We start from the raw sequence: 17,735 nt of genomic DNA on the forward strand, positions 1-17,735 counted from the left end.
CACTAAACGTTAAACAAAATGACAGCTTTAGAATTCGGATACAAAATAGAAAACCTTACAAGTTCATTGAAACCATACGCTTTGAAACTAACTAAGGACGGGGAAGATGCTAATGACCTGTTGCAAGAAACCGTATTTAAAGCTTATTCCAACAGAGATAAATTTCAGGATGGTACAAACCTAAAAGCATGGATGTACACGATCATGCGAAATACATTCATCACCAATTATCAGCGAATGGTGAGAAGAAATACATTTATCGATACCACCGAGAATAATCATTTCATAAATTCATCCAGCTCTGTCATAGAAAACAAAGCACATGGTGATTTTGTAATGAAAGACATCAATGCAGCAATTGACAGTCTTAAAGACATGTATAAAGTTCCTTTTACCCTTTATTTTAGAGGCTTTAAATACCATGAAATAGCTGACAAGCTAGGCATTCCAATAGGGACAGTGAAAAACAGAATTCACATTGCCAGAAAAGAATTAAAAAGAGGGTTAAAAGTATATGCCAATTAAAGATTTCCATAGTAGAGTTGTAGTGATAGGGGCCGGATTTTCCGGCCTTTCTTGTTCCTGCCATTTAGCAAAAATGGGATATCAGGTAACCTTACTCGAAAAGAATGATCAACCAGGGGGAAGAGCCAGGAGTTACAGTGACAAAGGGTTCACATGGGACATGGGTCCATCATGGTATTGGATGCCTGACGTGTTTGAGAAATTCTTCAACACGTTTGGTAAGCAGGTAAGCGACTATTATCAACTAGACCGACTGAACCCTTCCTATCGAATCAAGTTTAAAAACGATACGATAGACATTCCGGCTAGTATGGCTGAATTGGAAGATCTGTTTGAGGAGATTGAACCAGGAAGTAGTCAAAAGTTAAGATCATTCCTTAAACAAGCCAAATACAAATATGATGTTGGTGTAAAAAAGTTGGTTTACAAACCCAGTAGGTCATTGCTCGAGTTCGTTGATATAAAGCTACTTCTCGGCCTGCTCAAAATGGACGTGTTTACCTCTATCGCCAAGCACGTAAGAAAACATTTCAAAGATGAACGGCTAATCCAACTAATGGAGTTCCCGATTCTTTTTCTTGGAGCTACAGCAGAAAATACTCCTGCGCTTTACAGCCTGATGAACTATGCAGATTTATCCTTAGGCACATGGTACCCAAAAGGAGGAATGAGCTCAGTCGTGAAAGGTATGGTGAGATTAGCCGGTGAGCTTGGCGTTGATATTAAATGCGGTAAAGAGGTAACTAACTTCTCTTTCCAAGGAAACAAAATTGTTTCAGTAAACACTTCAGAGGAAACATATGAATGCAATCAGGTAGTTGCCGGAGCTGACTATCATCACATTGACCAACATATTCTGCCATCATCTTTTCAGAACTACAGTAAAAAATATTGGGATTCGCGTGTGCTTGCTCCATCCTCCCTTTTATTCTATATCGGTGTGGATAAAGAGTTACCAAACCTGGAGCATCATACATTGTTTTTCGATGAGGATTTCAAACAGCACGCTAGCGAAATCTATGATCATCCACAGTGGCCAAGCAAACCATTATTATACGTTTCCGCAACATCAAAGACAGATGATACGGTTGCCCCAAAAGGAAAGGAAAACCTGGTTGTGTTGATTCCTGTAGCTCCAGATATTGAAGATACAGACGAAACACGGGAACGCTATTTCGATTTGATTATGGATAAATTAGAATTATTCACCGGCGAAACCATTCGTGATCACATCATCACCAAGAGGAGTTACGCACACAAAGAATTTATTGACGACTACCATTCCTTCAAAGGAAACGCCTACGGACTGGCCAACACATTAAAGCAAACAGCTATTCTAAAGCCTTCGCTAAAAAACAAGAAATTACAAAACCTGTATTATACCGGTCAGTTAACAGTCCCAGGGCCAGGAGTTCCACCCTCTCTGATATCTGGAGAAGTTATCGCTAAAGAAATCGGCAAAGATTTTCCTATTTTTAATGATTGATGGAAGAATTATATACTCAGACCGCATTTGATTGCAGTAAACTTATAACAAAGACTTACAGCACCTCATTCTCACTAGGTATTCGAACACTACACAAAAGCTATCATGAACCCATATATGCGATCTATGGATTTGTGAGGTATGCTGATGAGATTGTTGATACGTTTCACGATCATAATAAAAAAGAACTACTCCACAGATTTAAGGATGACACCTACAGATCCATAGAAGAAAAAATAAGTTTGAATCCGGTTCTACACTCCTTTCAGCATGTAGTTAACGAATATCAAATAGATCACGACCTAATAGAGGCTTTCCTGATAAGTATGGAAATGGATCTAAGTAAAACTGATTATGCCGATCCAGATTACAAAAAATACATTTATGGCAGTGCCGAGGTAGTGGGCCTCATGTGCCTGAAAGTATTCTGTAGCGGAGACGAACAGGAATATCAAAAACTATTGCCTGCAGCAAAACACTTGGGATCTGCTTTTCAGAAAGTAAATTTTCTGAGGGACATCAAAAGTGATTATGACGAAAGGGGACGTGTTTATTTTCCTGGAGTAGACTTCAAAAGTTTCAGTACAGAAGAGAAAAGACAGATTGAGGATGACATAAAAGATGAATTTCAAAAGGCTGTTGTCGGGATACGGAACTTACCTAAAGGAGTTCGAGGTGGAGTATATCTTGCCTACATTTATTATACAGTTTTGTTCAAAAAAATAACCAAATTAACACCTGAGCGAGTCAAGTCCGAAAGAATAAGAGTGCCAAATATTCGGAAGTTTACCCTCTTGATTAAATGCTATCTTCTGCATAAACTAAATGTGATAGTAGAGTGAACAACACTACCTTTACAGGTGTTATTTAGATATAAAGTCTTATCATGTCGGTATTAATAAATGTATTCATAGTAGTTGGAACCTTCTTTTTTATGGAAGGGGTAGCATGGTTTACTCATAAATATATCATGCATGGATTTTTATGGAGTTGGCACAGATCACATCACAAAGTGCACAATCATGCACTTGAAATGAATGACCTTTTTGCATTGGTCTTCAGTATACCTTCCATCCTCACCATATATGTTGGCTATGACAACTATGCTAGCTTCTGGTGGTTACTCTATATCGGAATCGGGATTCTTGGCTATGGAATTTTCTACTTCATTTTCCACGACATTATTGTACACAGGAGAATAAAAATTCCTTTCAAGGCAAAAAGTAAGTACATGAAGCGTATTATGAAAGCTCACTATGTTCATCATGAAAAACACACGAAAGAACATGCCGAAGCTTTTGGTTTTTTGTACGCACCAAAAAAATACGAGAAATAACGTTCTTGTATTATCAATTGATAATCCGAAAAATTATTACATTTGACAATCATTAGGAATCAGCTTGTTTAATAACCAAAAAAAAGCGAGCTAAATGGCAGATCAAAAAAAGGATGAAGAATGGGGACCGATTGACGGATTCTCCAACTACGAAATATCCAACCGAGGCAAAATCCGTAGCAAAAGCAGAAAGGTTTGGCACAAAGGGAGCAAGACACACATGAAATTGCGTGGAAAGCTTATGCGTCAACGATGGAATAAAATTTGTAAATGCTACTTCTTAGACTTGATTGATGATAACGGTAAAAGAAGAACCGTATATCCTCATAAAGAAACAGCGAAAGTTTTTGTGAAGAGAAAGGGAGGTGAAAAATCTATGATTATTCACAAAGATAATAACCCAAGAAACAACTACTTTGAAAATCTAGAGTGGATGACTCCATCTGAACACATGAAGTGGCAGTTTGAAGTTGGTAACAAGAACAATTACAAAGTTTGGAAGACCAGAAAGAAGAGATACAAGAATGGCTTCAAGCCGGATACAGTTCTTCCGGGCAGACCAAAGAAGAACAAGGCAAAAGCTTAGCAAATAAGTTAATGCAAAAGAGTAAGGGGTTCTATTGGAACCCCTTTTTTAATACTCTAACTAACCTAACCTAAATCGCTTAACGCAATACTTTTTCACCCATCACTAACGTGATGGTAATTATTCCAATAATAAAAAGTGGAATTATTCCGCAGATGGCTCTACGCTCACGAAGGATCTGTCTTTTTTCCCTTTGTGAAATTTTACAACACCATCAGACAAAGCAAACAGTGTATGATCTTTTCCAAGACCAACATTTTCACCTGGATGATGTTTTGTTCCTCTCTGACGAACAATGATGTTCCCAGCAATCGCTTTCTGTCCACCGAAGATTTTTACACCGAGTCGTTTACTTTCCGACTCTCTTCCGTTTTTCGAACTACCTACACCTTTCTTATGTGCCATGAGATTTTATCCTTTAATGTCTTCAATCAAAATTTTAGAAAACTGCTGACGGTGACCATTCTTCACTTTGTAGCCTTTTCTTCTTTTCTTTTTGAACACGATCACCTTGTCGTCTTTCACATGCTCAAGAATTTTCGCAGAAACTTTGGCTCCTTTTACAGTAGGTGCTCCTACTTTCACTTTGCCATCATTATCTACAAGTAGTACTTTATCAAAGTCTACTTTTGCACCTTCCTTACCCTCCATTAGTGGAGCGTAAAGGAATTTGTCTTTCTCTGCTTTATATTGCTTCCCAGCAATGTCTACTATCGCGTACATTTTATCTTCTTTTGAAAAAAGGATTGCAAAGATAAGATTTCAATATGAATATCCAAATAGGAAGTGCGCATAAAGTGGTGATAAAATATTTTTAATTTTTTTTTCACTTTTTTTTACCCCCATTTCTGCTTGTTTTCCTCAAAGTTACGGTTACAAAATTGGTTGTTAATGCACTAAAAAACAACTCGTTATCATAATTTGATAATATCCAAATTGCACCTTCCGCACCCGTAATAACTGCTTGGAATTTCGCTCTGTTTTGAACAGATTTGTAGACAAGCCACCGAGAAAAATAAACCACTCTTAAGGGCTGTATCCCAGGACTTAAAAAGTTTTTAAAAAAGCACACTCATTTGGTGAGCTTAGGGACGTTTTATTGTTTATATAAATAGAAAAAACTATTTGAATTAACAGATATTATGAGCGACGTAGCAGCACATGTAGAAGAACCTATCCTTAAAGAGAACAAAGATCGATTCGTTCTCTTTCCAATTCAACATAATGACATCTGGGAGTTTTATAAAAAAGCTGAAGCAAGTTTTTGGACTGCTGAAGAAATTGATCTTAGTCAAGACCTGAAAGACTGGAACAATACTATGACCGATGATGAGAAACACTTCATCAAACATGTACTTGCCTTCTTTGCTGCTAGTGATGGTATTGTAAACGAAAACCTTGCTGAAAACTTTGTAGCTGAAGTACAATACACAGAAGCTAAGTTTTTCTATGGCTTTCAAATAGCTGTAGAAAACATCCACTCGGAAACTTACTCGTTATTAATAGATACCTATGTAAAAGATCCAAAGGAGAAAGATTATCTATTTAATGCCATTGAAACGATGGACTGTGTGAAGAAGAAAGCAGACTGGGCATTGAGATGGATCGACAAAGGATCATTTGCGGAAAGACTTGTTGCTTTTGCTGCCGTAGAAGGGATTTTCTTTTCAGGAAGCTTCTGCAGTATTTTCTGGCTCAAGAAAAGAGGCTTAATGCCTGGACTTTCATTCTCTAATGAACTCATCTCAAGAGATGAAGGACTTCACTGTGATTTTGCATGTTTGCTATACACAGATCATGTGAAAAATCAGATGCCCAAAGAAACTGTTCAGACAATTATTCAAGATGCAGTAAACATTGAAAAAGAATTTGTGACCGATGCACTTCCGGTAAAATTGATTGGTATGAACTCAGATCTGATGTGCCAGTACATTGAGTTTGTAGCCGATAGATTATTGATGGAATTGGGATGCGACAAAGTATATAACTCAACTAACCCGTTCGACTTCATGGAAATGATTTCACTTCAGGGAAAAACAAACTTCTTTGAAAAAAGAGTTGGAGAGTATCAGAAAGCCGGCGTTATGGATGGAGATAGTGGAAAATCCAAATTTTCATTAGATGAAGACTTTTAAAAAAATTATTGTAATCACCTTATCACGATAGCCCTATGTTAGTAGTAAAAAGAGACGGAAGAAGAGAATCCGTAAAATTTGACAAAATCACAGCTCGAATAGAGAAGCTGTGTTATAGTTTAAACTCAGACTATGTAAAACCTGTTGAGATCGCCAAAAAAGTAATCGACGGATTATATGATGGTGTATCTACTGTTGAGCTTGATAACCTTGCAGCTGAGACTGCTGCTACTATGACTACACGTCACCCTGACTTTGCTAAGCTTGCAGCACGTATCTCTATATCAAATCTTCATAAAGTGACAGAGACTTCATTCTCAAACACCATGAAGAGAATGTACGAGTACATCAATCCTAAAACTGGTGAGAATGCTGCACTTCTTTCAAAAGAAGTTTATGGCATTATCCGATCAAATGCCAAAAAGCTTGATGATGCAATTAATTACGATCGAGATTACAACTACGACTATTTTGGCTACAAAACACTAGAGCGTTCATACTTAATGAAGCTTGATGGCAAGATTGTGGAACGTCCACAACATATGCTAATGAGAGTATCAGTCGGAATTCATGGAGAGGATATCGATTCTGCTGTTCAGACTTACAACTTGATGTCTGAGAAGTGGTTTACGCACGCAACTCCAACATTATTTAATGCCGGCACTCCAAAACCTCAATTATCATCATGCTTCCTGCTTTCAATGCAGGACGATAGTATTGATGGCATTTACGACACACTTAAACAGTGTGCGAAGATTTCACAATCTGCAGGTGGTATTGGTCTTAGCATTCACAATGTGAGAGCTACAGGAGCATACATCAAAGGAACCAATGGTACTTCTAACGGAATTGTGCCAATGCTGCGAAACTTTGATATGACTGCCCGTTATGTAGATCAAGGTGGTGGAAAAAGAAAAGGAAGTTTTGCAATCTATCTAGAGCCATGGCATGCTGACATTTTCGACTTCCTCGATCTGAGAAAAAATCACGGTAAGGAAGAGATGAGAGCCAGAGACTTATTCTATGCACTCTGGATTCCGGATCTTTTCATGAAGAGAGTGGAAGAGAACGGTGATTGGACAATCATGTCACCTGATGAGTGTCCAGGGCTTTACGAAGCATATGGAGATGAATTTGAAGCTTTATATGAAAAATATGAGCGTGAAGGAAAAGGAAAGACCATTAAAGCGCAAGACCTTTGGTTTGAAATTCTTGAAGCACAAATAGAGACGGGTACTCCTTACATGTTATACAAGGATGCCGCTAACAAGAAATCAAATCAGAAGAATTTAGGTACGATACGATCTAGTAACTTATGTACTGAGATCATGGAGTACACGTCTAAAGACGAAGTAGCTGTTTGTAACCTTGCTTCCATTGCCCTTTCAAGATTTGTGATCGATGGGAAGTTTGATCACCAGAAACTTTATGAAATAACCAAAGTGGTGACACGAAACTTGAACAAAGTAATCGATGTGAACTACTACCCGGTGCCTGAAGCAAGAAACTCTAATATGAAGCATCGTCCGATCGGTATCGGTGTGCAAGGACTTGCGGATACATTCTTGTTATTGAAGATGGCATTCGAATCGGAAGAAGCTCAAAAGTTAAACAAGGAGATTTTTGAGACCATCTATTTCGCAGCGATGGAAACGTCAATGGAGATTGCCGAAGTTGAAGGAGCTTACGAAACATTTAAAGGATCACCTGTTTCTAAAGGCGTATTCCAGTTTGATATGTGGGGAGTTACTCCAGATTCAGGCAGGTGGGATTGGACAGAACTGAAACAAAAGGTTAAGAAAAACGGAGTTAGAAACTCATTACTTCTTGCCCCGATGCCCACAGCATCTACATCACAAATTCTTGGAAACAATGAGTGCTTCGAACCTTACACCTCTAATCTTTACTTAAGAAGAGTTCTTTCTGGTGAGTTCATTGTAGCCAATAAGCACTTAATGAGCGAACTTATTGATCTAGGCCTTTGGGATGAGCGTATGATGAATCGAATCAAAGCTGAAAATGGATCTATCCAGAATGTCACTGAAATTCCAGATGAAATCAAAGAAAGGTATAAGACTGTTTGGGAGATCTCTCAAAAAGCGATCATCGATATGTCTGCCGACAGAGGAGCATACATCTGTCAGAGTCAAAGCTTAAACATTCACTTGCAGGATGCCAACTTCGGCAAGATGACCTCTATGCATTTCTACGCATGGAAGAAAGGCCTGAAGACAGGTATGTACTACTTGAGAACAAAGGCAGCAACCGATGCAATCAAGTTTACAGTATCAAAAGAAAAACAAGAACAGCCAAAGGAAGCTACAGCCGCTCAGCCGGCAGCAGCGACACAGGCGCAGATTGATCAGCAAGCAGCAATGCAATGTTCGCTTGACGATCCTGAAGGATGTGAAATGTGCGGTTCTTAGGACTTAAAGTGTAATTCTAATTTAGGAAGCCCTGCTCTCTTTGAGTGGGGCTTTTTTATTTAGCACGCTGAATTATTTCATCCACCACTTCAGGATTTAAGAGAGTGGAAATATCTCCCAGGTTCGAAGATTCTCCACTGGCTATTTTCCTTAAAATTCTTCGCATAATCTTTCCTGATCGAGTTTTAGGAAGACCCGATACCAAAAGAATCTGGTCCGGTTTAGCAATCGGTCCGATCATTTTATTCACTGTCTCCCTAATTTCCTCTTCGATCCCATTGGCTTCAGCTATAACAAAAGCATAAATCCCTTGTCCTTTTATATCATGTGGAAACCCCACTACTGCAGATTCTACAACTTTTGGATGCTCGTCAATGGCATTCTCTACCTCAGCCGTACCCATGCGGTGGCCCGAGACATTAATTACATCATCCACCCTTCCCAATATCCTTAGATAGCCATCATGGTCACGTTTAGCCCCATCGCCTGTAAAGTACATATTCTTAAATGAACTAAAGTAGGTTTGCCTGCAACGCTCATGATCACCATAAGTCGTTCTCAGAATCGATGGCCATGGAAATTTAATACAGAGATTTCCTTCAACATTATTTCCCTTAAGTTCATTACCCTCAGAATCAACAATTACCGGTTGAATACCAGGAAGTGGAAGTGAAGCATGTGCTGGCTTATTTGGTGTAATACCAGCTAAGGCGGAGACCATGATGCCACCAGTTTCAGTTTGCCACCAAGTATCTACTAATGGGCATTTTCTCTTTCCAATGTGTTCATGATACCAATGCCATGCCTCCTCATTAATTGGTTCACCTACTGAGCCAATTACTTTTAACGAATCCAAATTGTGTCTCGTCACTGGTTCCAAACCGTGAACTTGAAGTGCGCGAATAGCTGTTGGTGCTGTATAAAACTGATTTACCTGATGTTTATCACATATCTCCCAAAACCTGCCAGCATCAGGATATGTAGGTACACCCTCAAACATTATTGTAGTAGCTCCGGCTAGCAGAGGCCCATATACAATATACGAATGACCCGTTATCCACCCAACGTCCGCTGTACACCAATACATGTCACCTGGCTGATATTGAAAGACGTTGAGAAATGAATAATAGGTATATATCATATAGCCTCCGCATGTATGCACTACCCCTTTGGGCTTACCGGTAGATCCTGAAGTGTAGAGAATAAAAAGAGCGTCCTCAGAATCCATTTCTTCAGCATCATTCTGCTCAGACATATCTTTTATTGCATCATGCCACCATACATCCCTCCCCTTTTCCATGTGTACATCAGAATTAGTTCGCTGAAACACAATTACCTTTTCTACGCACTCACATCTCTCTAAAGATTCATCTACCACACCCTTTACATCAATAGTTTTCGCACCTCTAAAGTTGCCATCGGAGGTCAGTATCATCTTCGCTTTGCAATCATTGATTCTGTCCGCCAATGCGCTGGAAGAAAACCCTGCGAAGACCACTGAATGTACAGCACCTATTCTGGCACATGCCATCATCGCTACAGCAGCTTCCGGCACCATGGGCATATAAATAATCACACGATCTCCCTTTTCAATACCATTCGAAATCATTGCATTAGCAAACTGACAAACCTGTTTATGAAGAACCTTATAAGAAATGGACTGTGCCTCTTCTTTTGGATCATTCGCTTCCCAAAGAATTGCAGTCTGATCTCCCCTATCCTTCAGGTGTCTATCAAGCAAATTCTCCGTGATATTGAGCTTTCCATTAAGAAACCATTTCACCTCCGGGTCACGGAAATTCCATTCCAAAGTTTGATTCCATTTCTTCTTCCAGGTGAATGAATCTGCAATTTCTTCCCAGAAAGATTCAGGGTCTTCAATACTCTGATTATACTTTTTTGTGTACTCGCTAAGGGAAGAAATTCGGTGAGACTTTGTGAAATCATTCATAATTTTAAATCTAACAAATGCCAATCTCAGTGCCATATGAATATCAAGCTTTCTAAAATAGTATCAGGTCTTCATTTTCTATTGTGAAAAAGCTTTTTCATTTCAAAAGAAAACTCCTATCTTTGCCGTCCGAAATTTTTAGAATACTAGTAAAGCGTTATGGCAAACCATAAATCAGCACTTAAGAGAATAAGAAGCAACGAGGCGAAAAGACTGAGAAACAGATATCAGCACAAGACGGCTCGAACGTTCATCAAAAGACTAAGAGAGACCACTGACAAGAAAGCAGGCGAAGAGCTTCTTACTCAGGTTGTTTCTATGGTAGATAAATTGTCCAAGAAGAACATTATTCACAAAAACAAAGCTGGACACCTAAAGTCTCAATTGACTAAGCACGTAGCTGGTCTTTAAGCTTTAAATCAAAGAATTTTTTTTACCCTGTGTAAGCAATTACGCAGGGTTTTTTATTTTCAGATATCTGGATAAATTAGACAATTCGCACCATCAAAACATCTGCTTTCAGCTTAAACCAACTAGCTGAATGAAAGATAATCGATTAACAATCAAACACTGGGCAGAAGAAGACCGTCCGCGTGAGAAACTACTACTCAAAGGAAAAGCCACATTATCGGAGGCTGAATTGATTGCCATTCTCATTAGCTCTGGAAACAAAGAACAAACTGCTGTTCAACTTTCTCAGCACATTTTGAATCATTGCAACAACGATTTAGCAAGCTTGGCCAAACTCTCTGTGAAAGAATTGGAGAAATTTAAAGGAATCGGCGAGGCTAAAGCCATTTCAATCGTAGCTGCTCTTGAAATTGGTCGAAGAAGGAAAGAATCCGAACCAGTCAAGAAAACTAAAATTAATTCATCGACTGACGCTTTTAACTTGCTACGAGGTGATTTTATGGATCTATCCCATGAAGAGTTTTGGCTGATTCTTTTGAAACGCAATAATGAGGTGATCAAGAAAGAAATGCTAAGCAGAGGTGGAGTTTCGGGTACCGTTGTGGATGCTAAAATTATTTTCAAAAAAGCTTTAGAAGAAATGGCGAGCGGGTTAATACTTGCTCACAATCATCCAAGTGGCAACTTGAAGCCCAGTCAAGAAGACATTCATTTAACTAAAAGGCTTAAAGAGGCAGGAAAAACATTAGAAATTGGAGTGTTAGATCATTTAATCATTACAGATCACTCTTATTACAGCTTTGCTGACGAAAGTATGATCTAAAACCCATTTGGCTATAAATTAGCCCAGCTAATTTATAGATATGAAAAAAACTTGGTTACTACTTATTCCAGTTGCTCTGGTAATTTTTGTGGTTACTCAATCTGGCTCATCAGACGAGGAGTATATCCAAGAAGTATTGTCATTTTGGGACGATCGGAATGACTTTTTCCGAAACTCTGAAGCCAGTCCATTTATTGAAAAAAACATCGAATATGAAGAAGTTACTCATTTTGAGCCTAATCTGGACTTCAAAGTAAATGGTGAGCTTACTCGATTCACAAAAAGAGAAACAGTAGTCATTGGCAATAGCGATGGCACAAACACCACCTACCTGAAATTTGCTATTGTCAACTTCAAAATCAAAGGGCAAGCTTGTTCATTACTTATTTTGAAAGCACTTGGTTTTGGGAATCAATACCTTCTTGCATTTGGTGATGATACAAGTGGTGACTCAACTTATGGAGGTGGTCGCTATTTAGATGTGGTTATTGGAAAATCCAATCTTGTTACTCTCGATTTCAACAAAGCCTACAATCCATATTGCGCGTATTTCGATGATTATACCTGTCCTTTACCTCCCGTAGAAAACCTTTTGAACGTACCTATTGAAGCAGGTGAAAAGAATTATCCTTATTAGCTAAGGAATCCGACCAAGCACCTAAGTAGATTCTTTATTTTTGCCATCTTAATTCAGAGAAGGCGTAAGAATGAAAATATCGTACAATTGGCTTAAAGAATACATTGACTTCACAGAATCTCCAGAGCAACTTGGAGATATATTGACTCAGACTGGTCTGGAAGTAGAAGGTATTGAACAAGTAGTAAAAATTCCCGGTGGATTAAAAGGTATTGTAGTAGGTGAAGTAATTTCCTGTGAACAACACCCCGACGCTGATAAACTTAAGGTCACTAAAGTAGATATTGGCGCAGACCAATACGCTGACATAGTGTGCGGAGCTCCTAATGTTGCTAAGGCACAAAAAGTATTAGTAGCCACCATTAATTCTACCATTCATCCGACGAATGGGGAGCCATTCAAGATCAAGAAAGCCAAGATCAGAGGTGAAGTATCCGAAGGAATGATTTGTGCGGAGGATGAACTTGGCCTGGGAACCAGCCACGATGGGATCATGGTACTTGATACAAACAAACCAAATGGAACTCCTGCCATTGAACTCTTCGAGACCGGTGAGGATCACATTTTTGAGATTGGACTCACGCCAAATAGAGGTGATGCCACTTCGCACATGGGTTCAGCCAGAGATCTTAAGGCTTTTTTCAGAAGAGAACTAAACATTCCTCAACCAAAGCCTTTCAAAACTAAAAATGACAATCCAATCACCGTTGAAGTTAAAGATTACTCCAGATGCCCACGATTTTCTGGTGTTACCATTAGAGGAATAAAAGTCCAAGCTTCCCCTGACTGGCTACAATGGAAGCTTCGATCTATTGGGCTGGAGCCGATCAATAATGTGGTTGACATCACAAATTATGTCCTGCACTCCATCGGCCAACCCATGCACGCATATGATGCAGCACATGTCAAGGGGAACAAAATAATTGTCGATACGCTGAAAGATAAAACTCCATTCACCACTCTGGAAGGAAAAGAAAGAAAACTCAGCAAAGATGATCTGATGGTTTGTAATGGAGAGAGGGAAGGTATGTGTATGGCGGGTGTTCTCGGCGGACTTGCCTCCGGAGTTACGGAAAAAACAACAGATATCTTCCTAGAAAGTGCCTATTGGAATGCCGACGGAATCCGCTCTACAGCTCAAAGACATACCATTTCTACTGATGCCTCTTTCCGGTATGAACGCGGGGCTGATCCGGAAATGACTTTACCGGCTGTAAAGCTAGGTGCATCATTAATTCTTGAGCTAGCAGGAGGTTATATCGCTTCAGATATTGTAGACATCTATCCAGAGCCTATCAAAGAAAAAGAGATCGAAATCGAGTTTCGCACCTTCCATTGGCTTATTGGAAAGGATTTAGATTACAAACTCATCATAGAAATTCTAAACTGGTTAGACATAAAAACGGAAAACATCTCTGAGACAGGCTTTAAAGCCATCGTTCCGTCTTATAGAAGTGATGTGACTAGACCAGCTGACCTGGTAGAAGAAGTACTCAGAATTTATGGATTCAATGAAGTAGAATTAGATGAGGATTTCTCAGCAGATTATCTCGCAGAATTCAATGAGCATGAGCCGTATCGGGTGCAAGAGGACCTTTCCAGATTTCTGGCAGGAAGAGGCTATTCAGAAATTTTAACTAACTCTCTGACTAGCCCGCGATATAACAAGAAGTTTCCATTGGGTGGAGAACCGGTGGAGATGCTAAATCCATCTAGCGAGGAACTTACAATCATGAAAACTTCTCCTGTCTACACAGCATTGGAATCAGTGGCTTACAACATCAACCGGCGTAATCCAAACCTGAAGTTCTTTGAATTTGGACGGTCGTATAAAATAGAAAACAAAGAATACCAAGAGACCGAATGGCTATCCTTCTATCTGACGGGGAATACCAGTGAAGCCAATTGGCTGGATGAGCCTCGCAAGAGTTCTTTTCACGATCTAAGCACCTCCGTAATTGGAATGTTGAAATATGCAGGAATAAGAAAGACCGAGGTAATCCCTTCTGAAAAAGAATCGCTCTACGAATATGGTGTTGTCATTAAGAAAGAAGGTGAAATGCTTGGGATCCTGGGTAAGCTCAAAAAAGAGCTATTAGCCATTTATGGTATTAAGCAAGATGTTTTTCATGCGCAATTAGATTGGGTAAAAGTGGTGGGCATGTACAAAACTGACATCTCTTACGAGCCCATTCCAAAGTATCCAGAAGTGAAAAGAGACCTTTCATTGGTATTAGACAAAAAAATTTCTTACGCTGACATCCAGCAACTTGCATTCAAACAGGAAAAGAAATTATTGAACAGAATGAACCTTTTCAGTGTCTACGAGGGCGATAAAATAGAAAAAGGAAAAAAAGCTTACGCAATTAGTTTTTTTCTTCAAGATAAATTCAAAACTTTAACAGATAAACAGATAGATAAAAGTATGAACAGTTTGATGCTCTTATACGAAAAAGAGCTTGGAGCTGTCATACGAAAGTAAGATGCCTAGCGAAAAATTATATCGTGAATTTCAGAACCTGGAACGTAAAATTCAGCTTGTGCTTACAGAAAATAAGCGCCTTAAAGATGAATTGAATCACACCAAGGAAGAAAACGGCACACTGAAAGAAAGGATGAAAAGTCAAGAGGCTAACCTCACCTCCTTTCAGGACAAAATGAAAATAAATAAACTAGTTAATAGCACGGTAGTCAGTGATGGAGACTCAGCACAGCTGAAAGAGACGATAGATGGCTACATCAAGGAGATAGATAAATGTATTGCCCATTTGGCAGAATAAACTAACGATACCGAATGGCTGAACTATCCATAAAAATCAGAATTGGGAACAGAGAGTATCCCATGCGAGTAAAGGCAGAGGATGAGGAAAGAATTAGGAGAGCAGGTAAATTATTAAATGAGAAAATAAAAAATTACCAAAATCAATTTGGGATAGATGATGCCCAAGATTTGGTTGCCATGGTAGCTTTTGATTGTCTGGTTGAGAAGCTCAAACGTGAAGAGACGTCAGAAGCATCTGATGATTTTGCGCTGGATGAAATTTCCAGATTAAACCAGCTCATCACCAATTCGATTTAGATTCTGAAATATCGCCCTTGATTTAGACAAATCTGACTGTCCGGTTATTTGATAAACAAATACAATGGACACCACAATCATTATAATAATTGTCGCCGTAATAGGCGTTATCATAGGTTTGCTGATAGGTCGTGCCTTACAAGGTAAAAATGCCAGCAAAAAAGTTAAGGAGGCTGAAGAACAAAGCAAGCTTATTTTAAAAGAAGCAGAAGTTTCAGCAGAAAGTATCAAGAAGGATAAGATTCATGAAGCAAAAGAGAATCTCTTCAAGATGAGAAGTGAGTTTGAAGAAGAAGCAACTCGAAAGAAAAATATAATCCTTACAAATGAGCAAAAGCTCAAGCAAAAAGAGGCCAACTTAAATAAACAATTTGAGCAGTCTAAGCGAAAAGAAGATGAGCTGGATGACCTCAAGGAAACACTTGCTAATCAAATGGAGATCGCTCGTCAACGCAAAGACGAATTTGAAAAAATGCAAAAGCAGCAAGTGGCAATTCTGGAGAAAGCTGCTAACCTACCAGCTGAAGAAGCAAAAACACAGCTCATGGAGGCACTCAAGGATGAAGCACGAACAAGTGCATCAGCTCACATAAAAGAGATTGTAGAAGAAGCTAAAATGACTGCCACCAAAGAAGCGAAGAAAGTAGTGATCGAGGCAATCCAGCGAACAGCTACTGAGCATGCCATTGAAAATACCGTCTCTATTTTCAACATTGAAAGTGATGACATTAAAGGAAAAATCATCGGACGTGAAGGACGAAATATCCGTGCACTGGAAGCTGCCACCGGAGTTGAAATCATTGTGGATGACACTCCAGAAGCAATTATCATTTCAGGATTTGATCCGGTGAGAAGAGAAATTGCAAGACTCTCCCTTCATCGCCTGGTTCAGGACGGTAGAATTCACCCGGCACGTATCGAAGAGATCGTAAACAAAACCACTAAGAATATTGGAGACGAAATTGTGGAGATTGGTGAGCGAACGGTCATTGATCTTGGTATTCACGGCCTACATCCTGAATTGATCAAAATGATTGGTCGCATGCGATTTCGATCATCTTACGGTCAAAATCTTCTTCAGCACTCTCGAGAGGTCGCCAATCTATGTGCTACGCTTGCCTCTGAACTGGGACTTAATCCTAAGTTGGCTAAGCGAGCAGGTCTTTTACACGATATCGGCAAAGTATGGCCCGAAGAACCGGAAAAACCTCATGCAATTATAGGAATGGAATTAGCTCAGAAGTATAAGGAAAATGCTGAAGTCTGCAATGCCATTGGCGCTCACCATGATGAGATAGAGATGACATCAATGATTTCACCTATTGTCCAAGCATGTGATGCGATCTCCGGCTCTCGACCCGGAGCAAGGCGTGAGATCATGGAACAATACCTGAAGCGATTGAAAGATTTGGAAGGAATAGCCTTGAATTTTGATGGTGTAAATAAATGCTATGCTATTCAGGCAGGTCGCGAGCTAAGGGTGCTTGTGGACGCAGAAAACGTTGATGATAAGAAAGCAGGTGATCTTTCATTCAACATTTCTCAAAAAATAGAGAAGGATATGCAATATCCAGGACAAATAAAGGTCACAGTTATAAGGGAAACGCGTGCTGTAGCGTTTGCTAAGTAAGAATTAACTTTAAATAAAAACGCTATGAAAAAAATATTGCTCTCGCTTTCGATCCTATCTCTGCTATTATTTATCTCTTGTGGGAGTGATGATGGCCCAACAGTAAATAATCAAATCACTGTTGGAGATCAGACATTTGATATAACAAATGGTGGATTCATTGACTTAGGAGAATCAGAAGGTACCCGTCAAGGTGTGTTCGCTTTGGCTGACGCTGATATTTCCATAACATCCACTCCTTCGTTTTCAGTAGGCAGTAGCTCTTCATTTAGAATTGTATTAAATCTGGTTGCACTCGGCTCTACGCTTAGCTCTGGTACGTACACAGAGGGAGATGTATTAAGCCCGGATGCAGGCAGGGTTTTCTTTGTTTCTCTATTAGATGCAGATGGAACATCCTATACAGTTGATAGTGGCTCAGTTGAATTCAGTGGAACGGATCCAAATTTTACAATGAGTTTTAATTTAACGCTCAATGGAGGTACCAAGATGACTGGTGGATTTAGCGGAGAATTTGCCACGGCTGATTAAATGCCTGATCGGTAGCTATGATTCGATAGAAATTGAAGCTAAGAAAAAAATAATTATTTTAGCCGCATGTTTTTAATCTGGACAAAAAAGAACAAATCTAAAAAGGGGTCAAAACGAACTCCCGCGTCCGGCTATTGATCAGATTTTAAACCTGAAAAATTTTCAAAACCGGAGTTAAC

At 39.3% G+C, this 17,735-nt stretch carries 18 protein-coding genes; 15 read left to right on the forward strand and 3 right to left on the reverse strand.

The window, feature by feature from the left end; all coding sequences use genetic code 11:
* Positions 1 to 18: 18 nt before the first annotated feature.
* From ACL8WY_RS07125 to ACL8WY_RS07145, 5 genes are all read left to right on the forward strand, one after another.
* Positions 19 to 525 (forward strand): RNA polymerase sigma factor, encoded by a 507-nt coding sequence (locus ACL8WY_RS07125; protein ID WP_436517739.1) that lies wholly within the window; start codon positions 19 to 21, stop codon positions 523 to 525.
* Positions 515 to 2,011 carry a phytoene desaturase family protein gene (locus ACL8WY_RS07130; RefSeq protein ID WP_436517740.1) on the forward strand — a complete coding sequence of 499 codons (1,497 nt, stop codon included), beginning with the start codon at positions 515 to 517 and terminating at the stop codon, positions 2,009 to 2,011. Before ACL8WY_RS07125 ends, ACL8WY_RS07130 begins: the two co-directional genes overlap by 11 nt.
* On the forward strand, positions 2,011 to 2,853 hold the full coding sequence (locus ACL8WY_RS07135; RefSeq protein ID WP_436517741.1) for a phytoene/squalene synthase family protein: 843 nt from the start codon (positions 2,011 to 2,013) through the stop codon (positions 2,851 to 2,853). The genes ACL8WY_RS07130 and ACL8WY_RS07135 overlap by 1 nt, the downstream gene beginning before the upstream one ends.
* A gap of 44 nt (positions 2,854 to 2,897) precedes the next feature.
* Positions 2,898 to 3,347 carry a beta-carotene hydroxylase gene (locus ACL8WY_RS07140; RefSeq protein WP_436517742.1) on the forward strand — a complete coding sequence of 150 codons (450 nt, stop codon included), beginning with the start codon at positions 2,898 to 2,900 and terminating at the stop codon, positions 3,345 to 3,347.
* 94 nt (positions 3,348 to 3,441) lie between these two features.
* A complete protein-coding gene (locus ACL8WY_RS07145; protein ID WP_436517743.1) occupies positions 3,442 to 3,933 on the forward strand; it encodes an NUMOD4 domain-containing protein in 492 nt (163 codons plus the stop codon).
* Positions 3,934 to 4,077: 144 nt separating this feature from the next.
* Here the strand turns inward: ACL8WY_RS07145 and rpmA are convergent, their stop codons facing one another.
* Positions 4,078 to 4,338, reverse strand: a complete 261-nt coding sequence (gene rpmA, locus ACL8WY_RS07150) for a 50S ribosomal protein L27 (protein WP_436517744.1) — start codon at positions 4,336 to 4,338, stop codon at positions 4,078 to 4,080.
* Positions 4,339 to 4,344: 6 nt separating this feature from the next.
* Entirely contained in the window at positions 4,345 to 4,656 is a 312-nt protein-coding gene (gene rplU, locus ACL8WY_RS07155; RefSeq protein WP_348282004.1) for a 50S ribosomal protein L21, read from the reverse strand.
* A 419-nt stretch (positions 4,657 to 5,075) separates the two neighbouring features.
* Here rplU and ACL8WY_RS07160 point away from each other — a divergent pair, with 419 nt between their 5' ends.
* Both ACL8WY_RS07160 and ACL8WY_RS07165 read left to right on the forward strand, forming a co-directional pair.
* Entirely contained in the window at positions 5,076 to 6,068 is a 993-nt protein-coding gene (locus ACL8WY_RS07160; RefSeq protein ID WP_436517745.1) for a ribonucleoside-diphosphate reductase small subunit, read from the forward strand.
* 35 nt (positions 6,069 to 6,103) lie between these two features.
* Positions 6,104 to 8,494, forward strand: a complete 2,391-nt coding sequence (locus ACL8WY_RS07165) for a ribonucleoside-diphosphate reductase subunit alpha (protein WP_436517746.1) — start codon at positions 6,104 to 6,106, stop codon at positions 8,492 to 8,494.
* 55 nt (positions 8,495 to 8,549) lie between these two features.
* Here the strand turns inward: ACL8WY_RS07165 and acs are convergent, their stop codons facing one another.
* Positions 8,550 to 10,445, reverse strand: a complete 1,896-nt coding sequence (gene acs / locus ACL8WY_RS07170; protein WP_436517747.1) for an acetate--CoA ligase — start codon at positions 10,443 to 10,445, stop codon at positions 8,550 to 8,552.
* A gap of 159 nt (positions 10,446 to 10,604) precedes the next feature.
* Between acs and rpsT the strand changes: the two genes are divergently transcribed.
* From rpsT to ACL8WY_RS07210, 8 genes are all read left to right on the forward strand, one after another.
* Positions 10,605 to 10,856: a 30S ribosomal protein S20 gene (rpsT, locus tag ACL8WY_RS07175; RefSeq protein ID WP_436517748.1), complete on the forward strand. Its 252-nt coding sequence runs from the start codon at positions 10,605 to 10,607 to the stop codon at positions 10,854 to 10,856.
* Between the two features lie 130 nt (positions 10,857 to 10,986).
* Positions 10,987 to 11,679, forward strand: a complete 693-nt coding sequence (gene radC, locus ACL8WY_RS07180) for a RadC family protein (protein WP_436517749.1) — start codon at positions 10,987 to 10,989, stop codon at positions 11,677 to 11,679.
* Between the two features lie 40 nt (positions 11,680 to 11,719).
* The gene (locus ACL8WY_RS07185; RefSeq protein ID WP_436517750.1) at positions 11,720 to 12,316 is read left to right on the forward strand and encodes a DUF1684 domain-containing protein; all 597 of its coding nucleotides are present in this window, start codon (positions 11,720 to 11,722) and stop codon (positions 12,314 to 12,316) included.
* A 70-nt stretch (positions 12,317 to 12,386) separates the two neighbouring features.
* Complete coding sequence (gene pheT, locus ACL8WY_RS07190; protein ID WP_436517751.1) at positions 12,387 to 14,798, forward strand: phenylalanine--tRNA ligase subunit beta; 2,412 nt, start codon at positions 12,387 to 12,389, stop codon at positions 14,796 to 14,798.
* A gap of 1 nt (position 14,799) precedes the next feature.
* On the forward strand, positions 14,800 to 15,096 hold the full coding sequence (locus tag ACL8WY_RS07195) for a hypothetical protein (RefSeq protein WP_436517752.1): 297 nt from the start codon (positions 14,800 to 14,802) through the stop codon (positions 15,094 to 15,096).
* A gap of 14 nt (positions 15,097 to 15,110) precedes the next feature.
* On the forward strand, positions 15,111 to 15,395 hold the full coding sequence (locus tag ACL8WY_RS07200) for a cell division protein ZapA (protein WP_436517753.1): 285 nt from the start codon (positions 15,111 to 15,113) through the stop codon (positions 15,393 to 15,395).
* A gap of 64 nt (positions 15,396 to 15,459) precedes the next feature.
* Positions 15,460 to 17,025 carry a ribonuclease Y gene (gene rny / locus ACL8WY_RS07205; RefSeq protein WP_436517754.1) on the forward strand — a complete coding sequence of 522 codons (1,566 nt, stop codon included), beginning with the start codon at positions 15,460 to 15,462 and terminating at the stop codon, positions 17,023 to 17,025.
* A 24-nt stretch (positions 17,026 to 17,049) separates the two neighbouring features.
* On the forward strand, positions 17,050 to 17,556 hold the full coding sequence (locus ACL8WY_RS07210) for a hypothetical protein (protein WP_436517755.1): 507 nt from the start codon (positions 17,050 to 17,052) through the stop codon (positions 17,554 to 17,556).
* Positions 17,557 to 17,735 lie beyond the last annotated feature (179 nt).

The organism is Ekhidna algicida (assembly GCF_051379705.1).
Classification (GTDB): domain Bacteria; phylum Bacteroidota; class Bacteroidia; order Cytophagales; family Cyclobacteriaceae; genus Ekhidna.

Bases quoted from the DNA above. Each gene is read 5' to 3' on its own strand.
- rpsT (WP_436517748.1), top strand. From the start codon at position 10,605: ATGGCAAACCATAAATCAGCACTTAAGAGAATAAGAAGCAACGAGGCG.
- rny (WP_436517754.1), top strand. From the start codon at position 15,460: ATGGACACCACAATCATTATAATAATTGTCGCCGTAATAGGCGTTATC.
- ACL8WY_RS07125 (WP_436517739.1), top strand. From the start codon at position 19: ATGACAGCTTTAGAATTCGGATACAAAATAGAAAACCTTACAAGTTCA.
- ACL8WY_RS07185 (WP_436517750.1), top strand. From the start codon at position 11,720: ATGAAAAAAACTTGGTTACTACTTATTCCAGTTGCTCTGGTAATTTTT.
- ACL8WY_RS07145 (WP_436517743.1), top strand. From the start codon at position 3,442: ATGGCAGATCAAAAAAAGGATGAAGAATGGGGACCGATTGACGGATTC.
- acs (WP_436517747.1), bottom strand. From the start codon at position 10,445: ATGAATGATTTCACAAAGTCTCACCGAATTTCTTCCCTTAGCGAGTAC.
- ACL8WY_RS07130 (WP_436517740.1), top strand. From the start codon at position 515: ATGCCAATTAAAGATTTCCATAGTAGAGTTGTAGTGATAGGGGCCGGA.
- ACL8WY_RS07135 (WP_436517741.1), top strand. From the start codon at position 2,011: ATGGAAGAATTATATACTCAGACCGCATTTGATTGCAGTAAACTTATA.
- ACL8WY_RS07165 (WP_436517746.1), top strand. From the start codon at position 6,104: ATGTTAGTAGTAAAAAGAGACGGAAGAAGAGAATCCGTAAAATTTGAC.
- radC (WP_436517749.1), top strand. From the start codon at position 10,987: ATGAAAGATAATCGATTAACAATCAAACACTGGGCAGAAGAAGACCGT.
- ACL8WY_RS07160 (WP_436517745.1), top strand. From the start codon at position 5,076: ATGAGCGACGTAGCAGCACATGTAGAAGAACCTATCCTTAAAGAGAAC.
- rpmA (WP_436517744.1), bottom strand. From the start codon at position 4,338: ATGGCACATAAGAAAGGTGTAGGTAGTTCGAAAAACGGAAGAGAGTCG.
- ACL8WY_RS07210 (WP_436517755.1), top strand. From the start codon at position 17,050: ATGAAAAAAATATTGCTCTCGCTTTCGATCCTATCTCTGCTATTATTT.
- ACL8WY_RS07200 (WP_436517753.1), top strand. From the start codon at position 15,111: ATGGCTGAACTATCCATAAAAATCAGAATTGGGAACAGAGAGTATCCC.
- ACL8WY_RS07195 (WP_436517752.1), top strand. From the start codon at position 14,800: ATGCCTAGCGAAAAATTATATCGTGAATTTCAGAACCTGGAACGTAAA.
- ACL8WY_RS07140 (WP_436517742.1), top strand. From the start codon at position 2,898: ATGTCGGTATTAATAAATGTATTCATAGTAGTTGGAACCTTCTTTTTT.
- rplU (WP_348282004.1), bottom strand. From the start codon at position 4,656: ATGTACGCGATAGTAGACATTGCTGGGAAGCAATATAAAGCAGAGAAA.
- pheT (WP_436517751.1), top strand. From the start codon at position 12,387: ATGAAAATATCGTACAATTGGCTTAAAGAATACATTGACTTCACAGAA.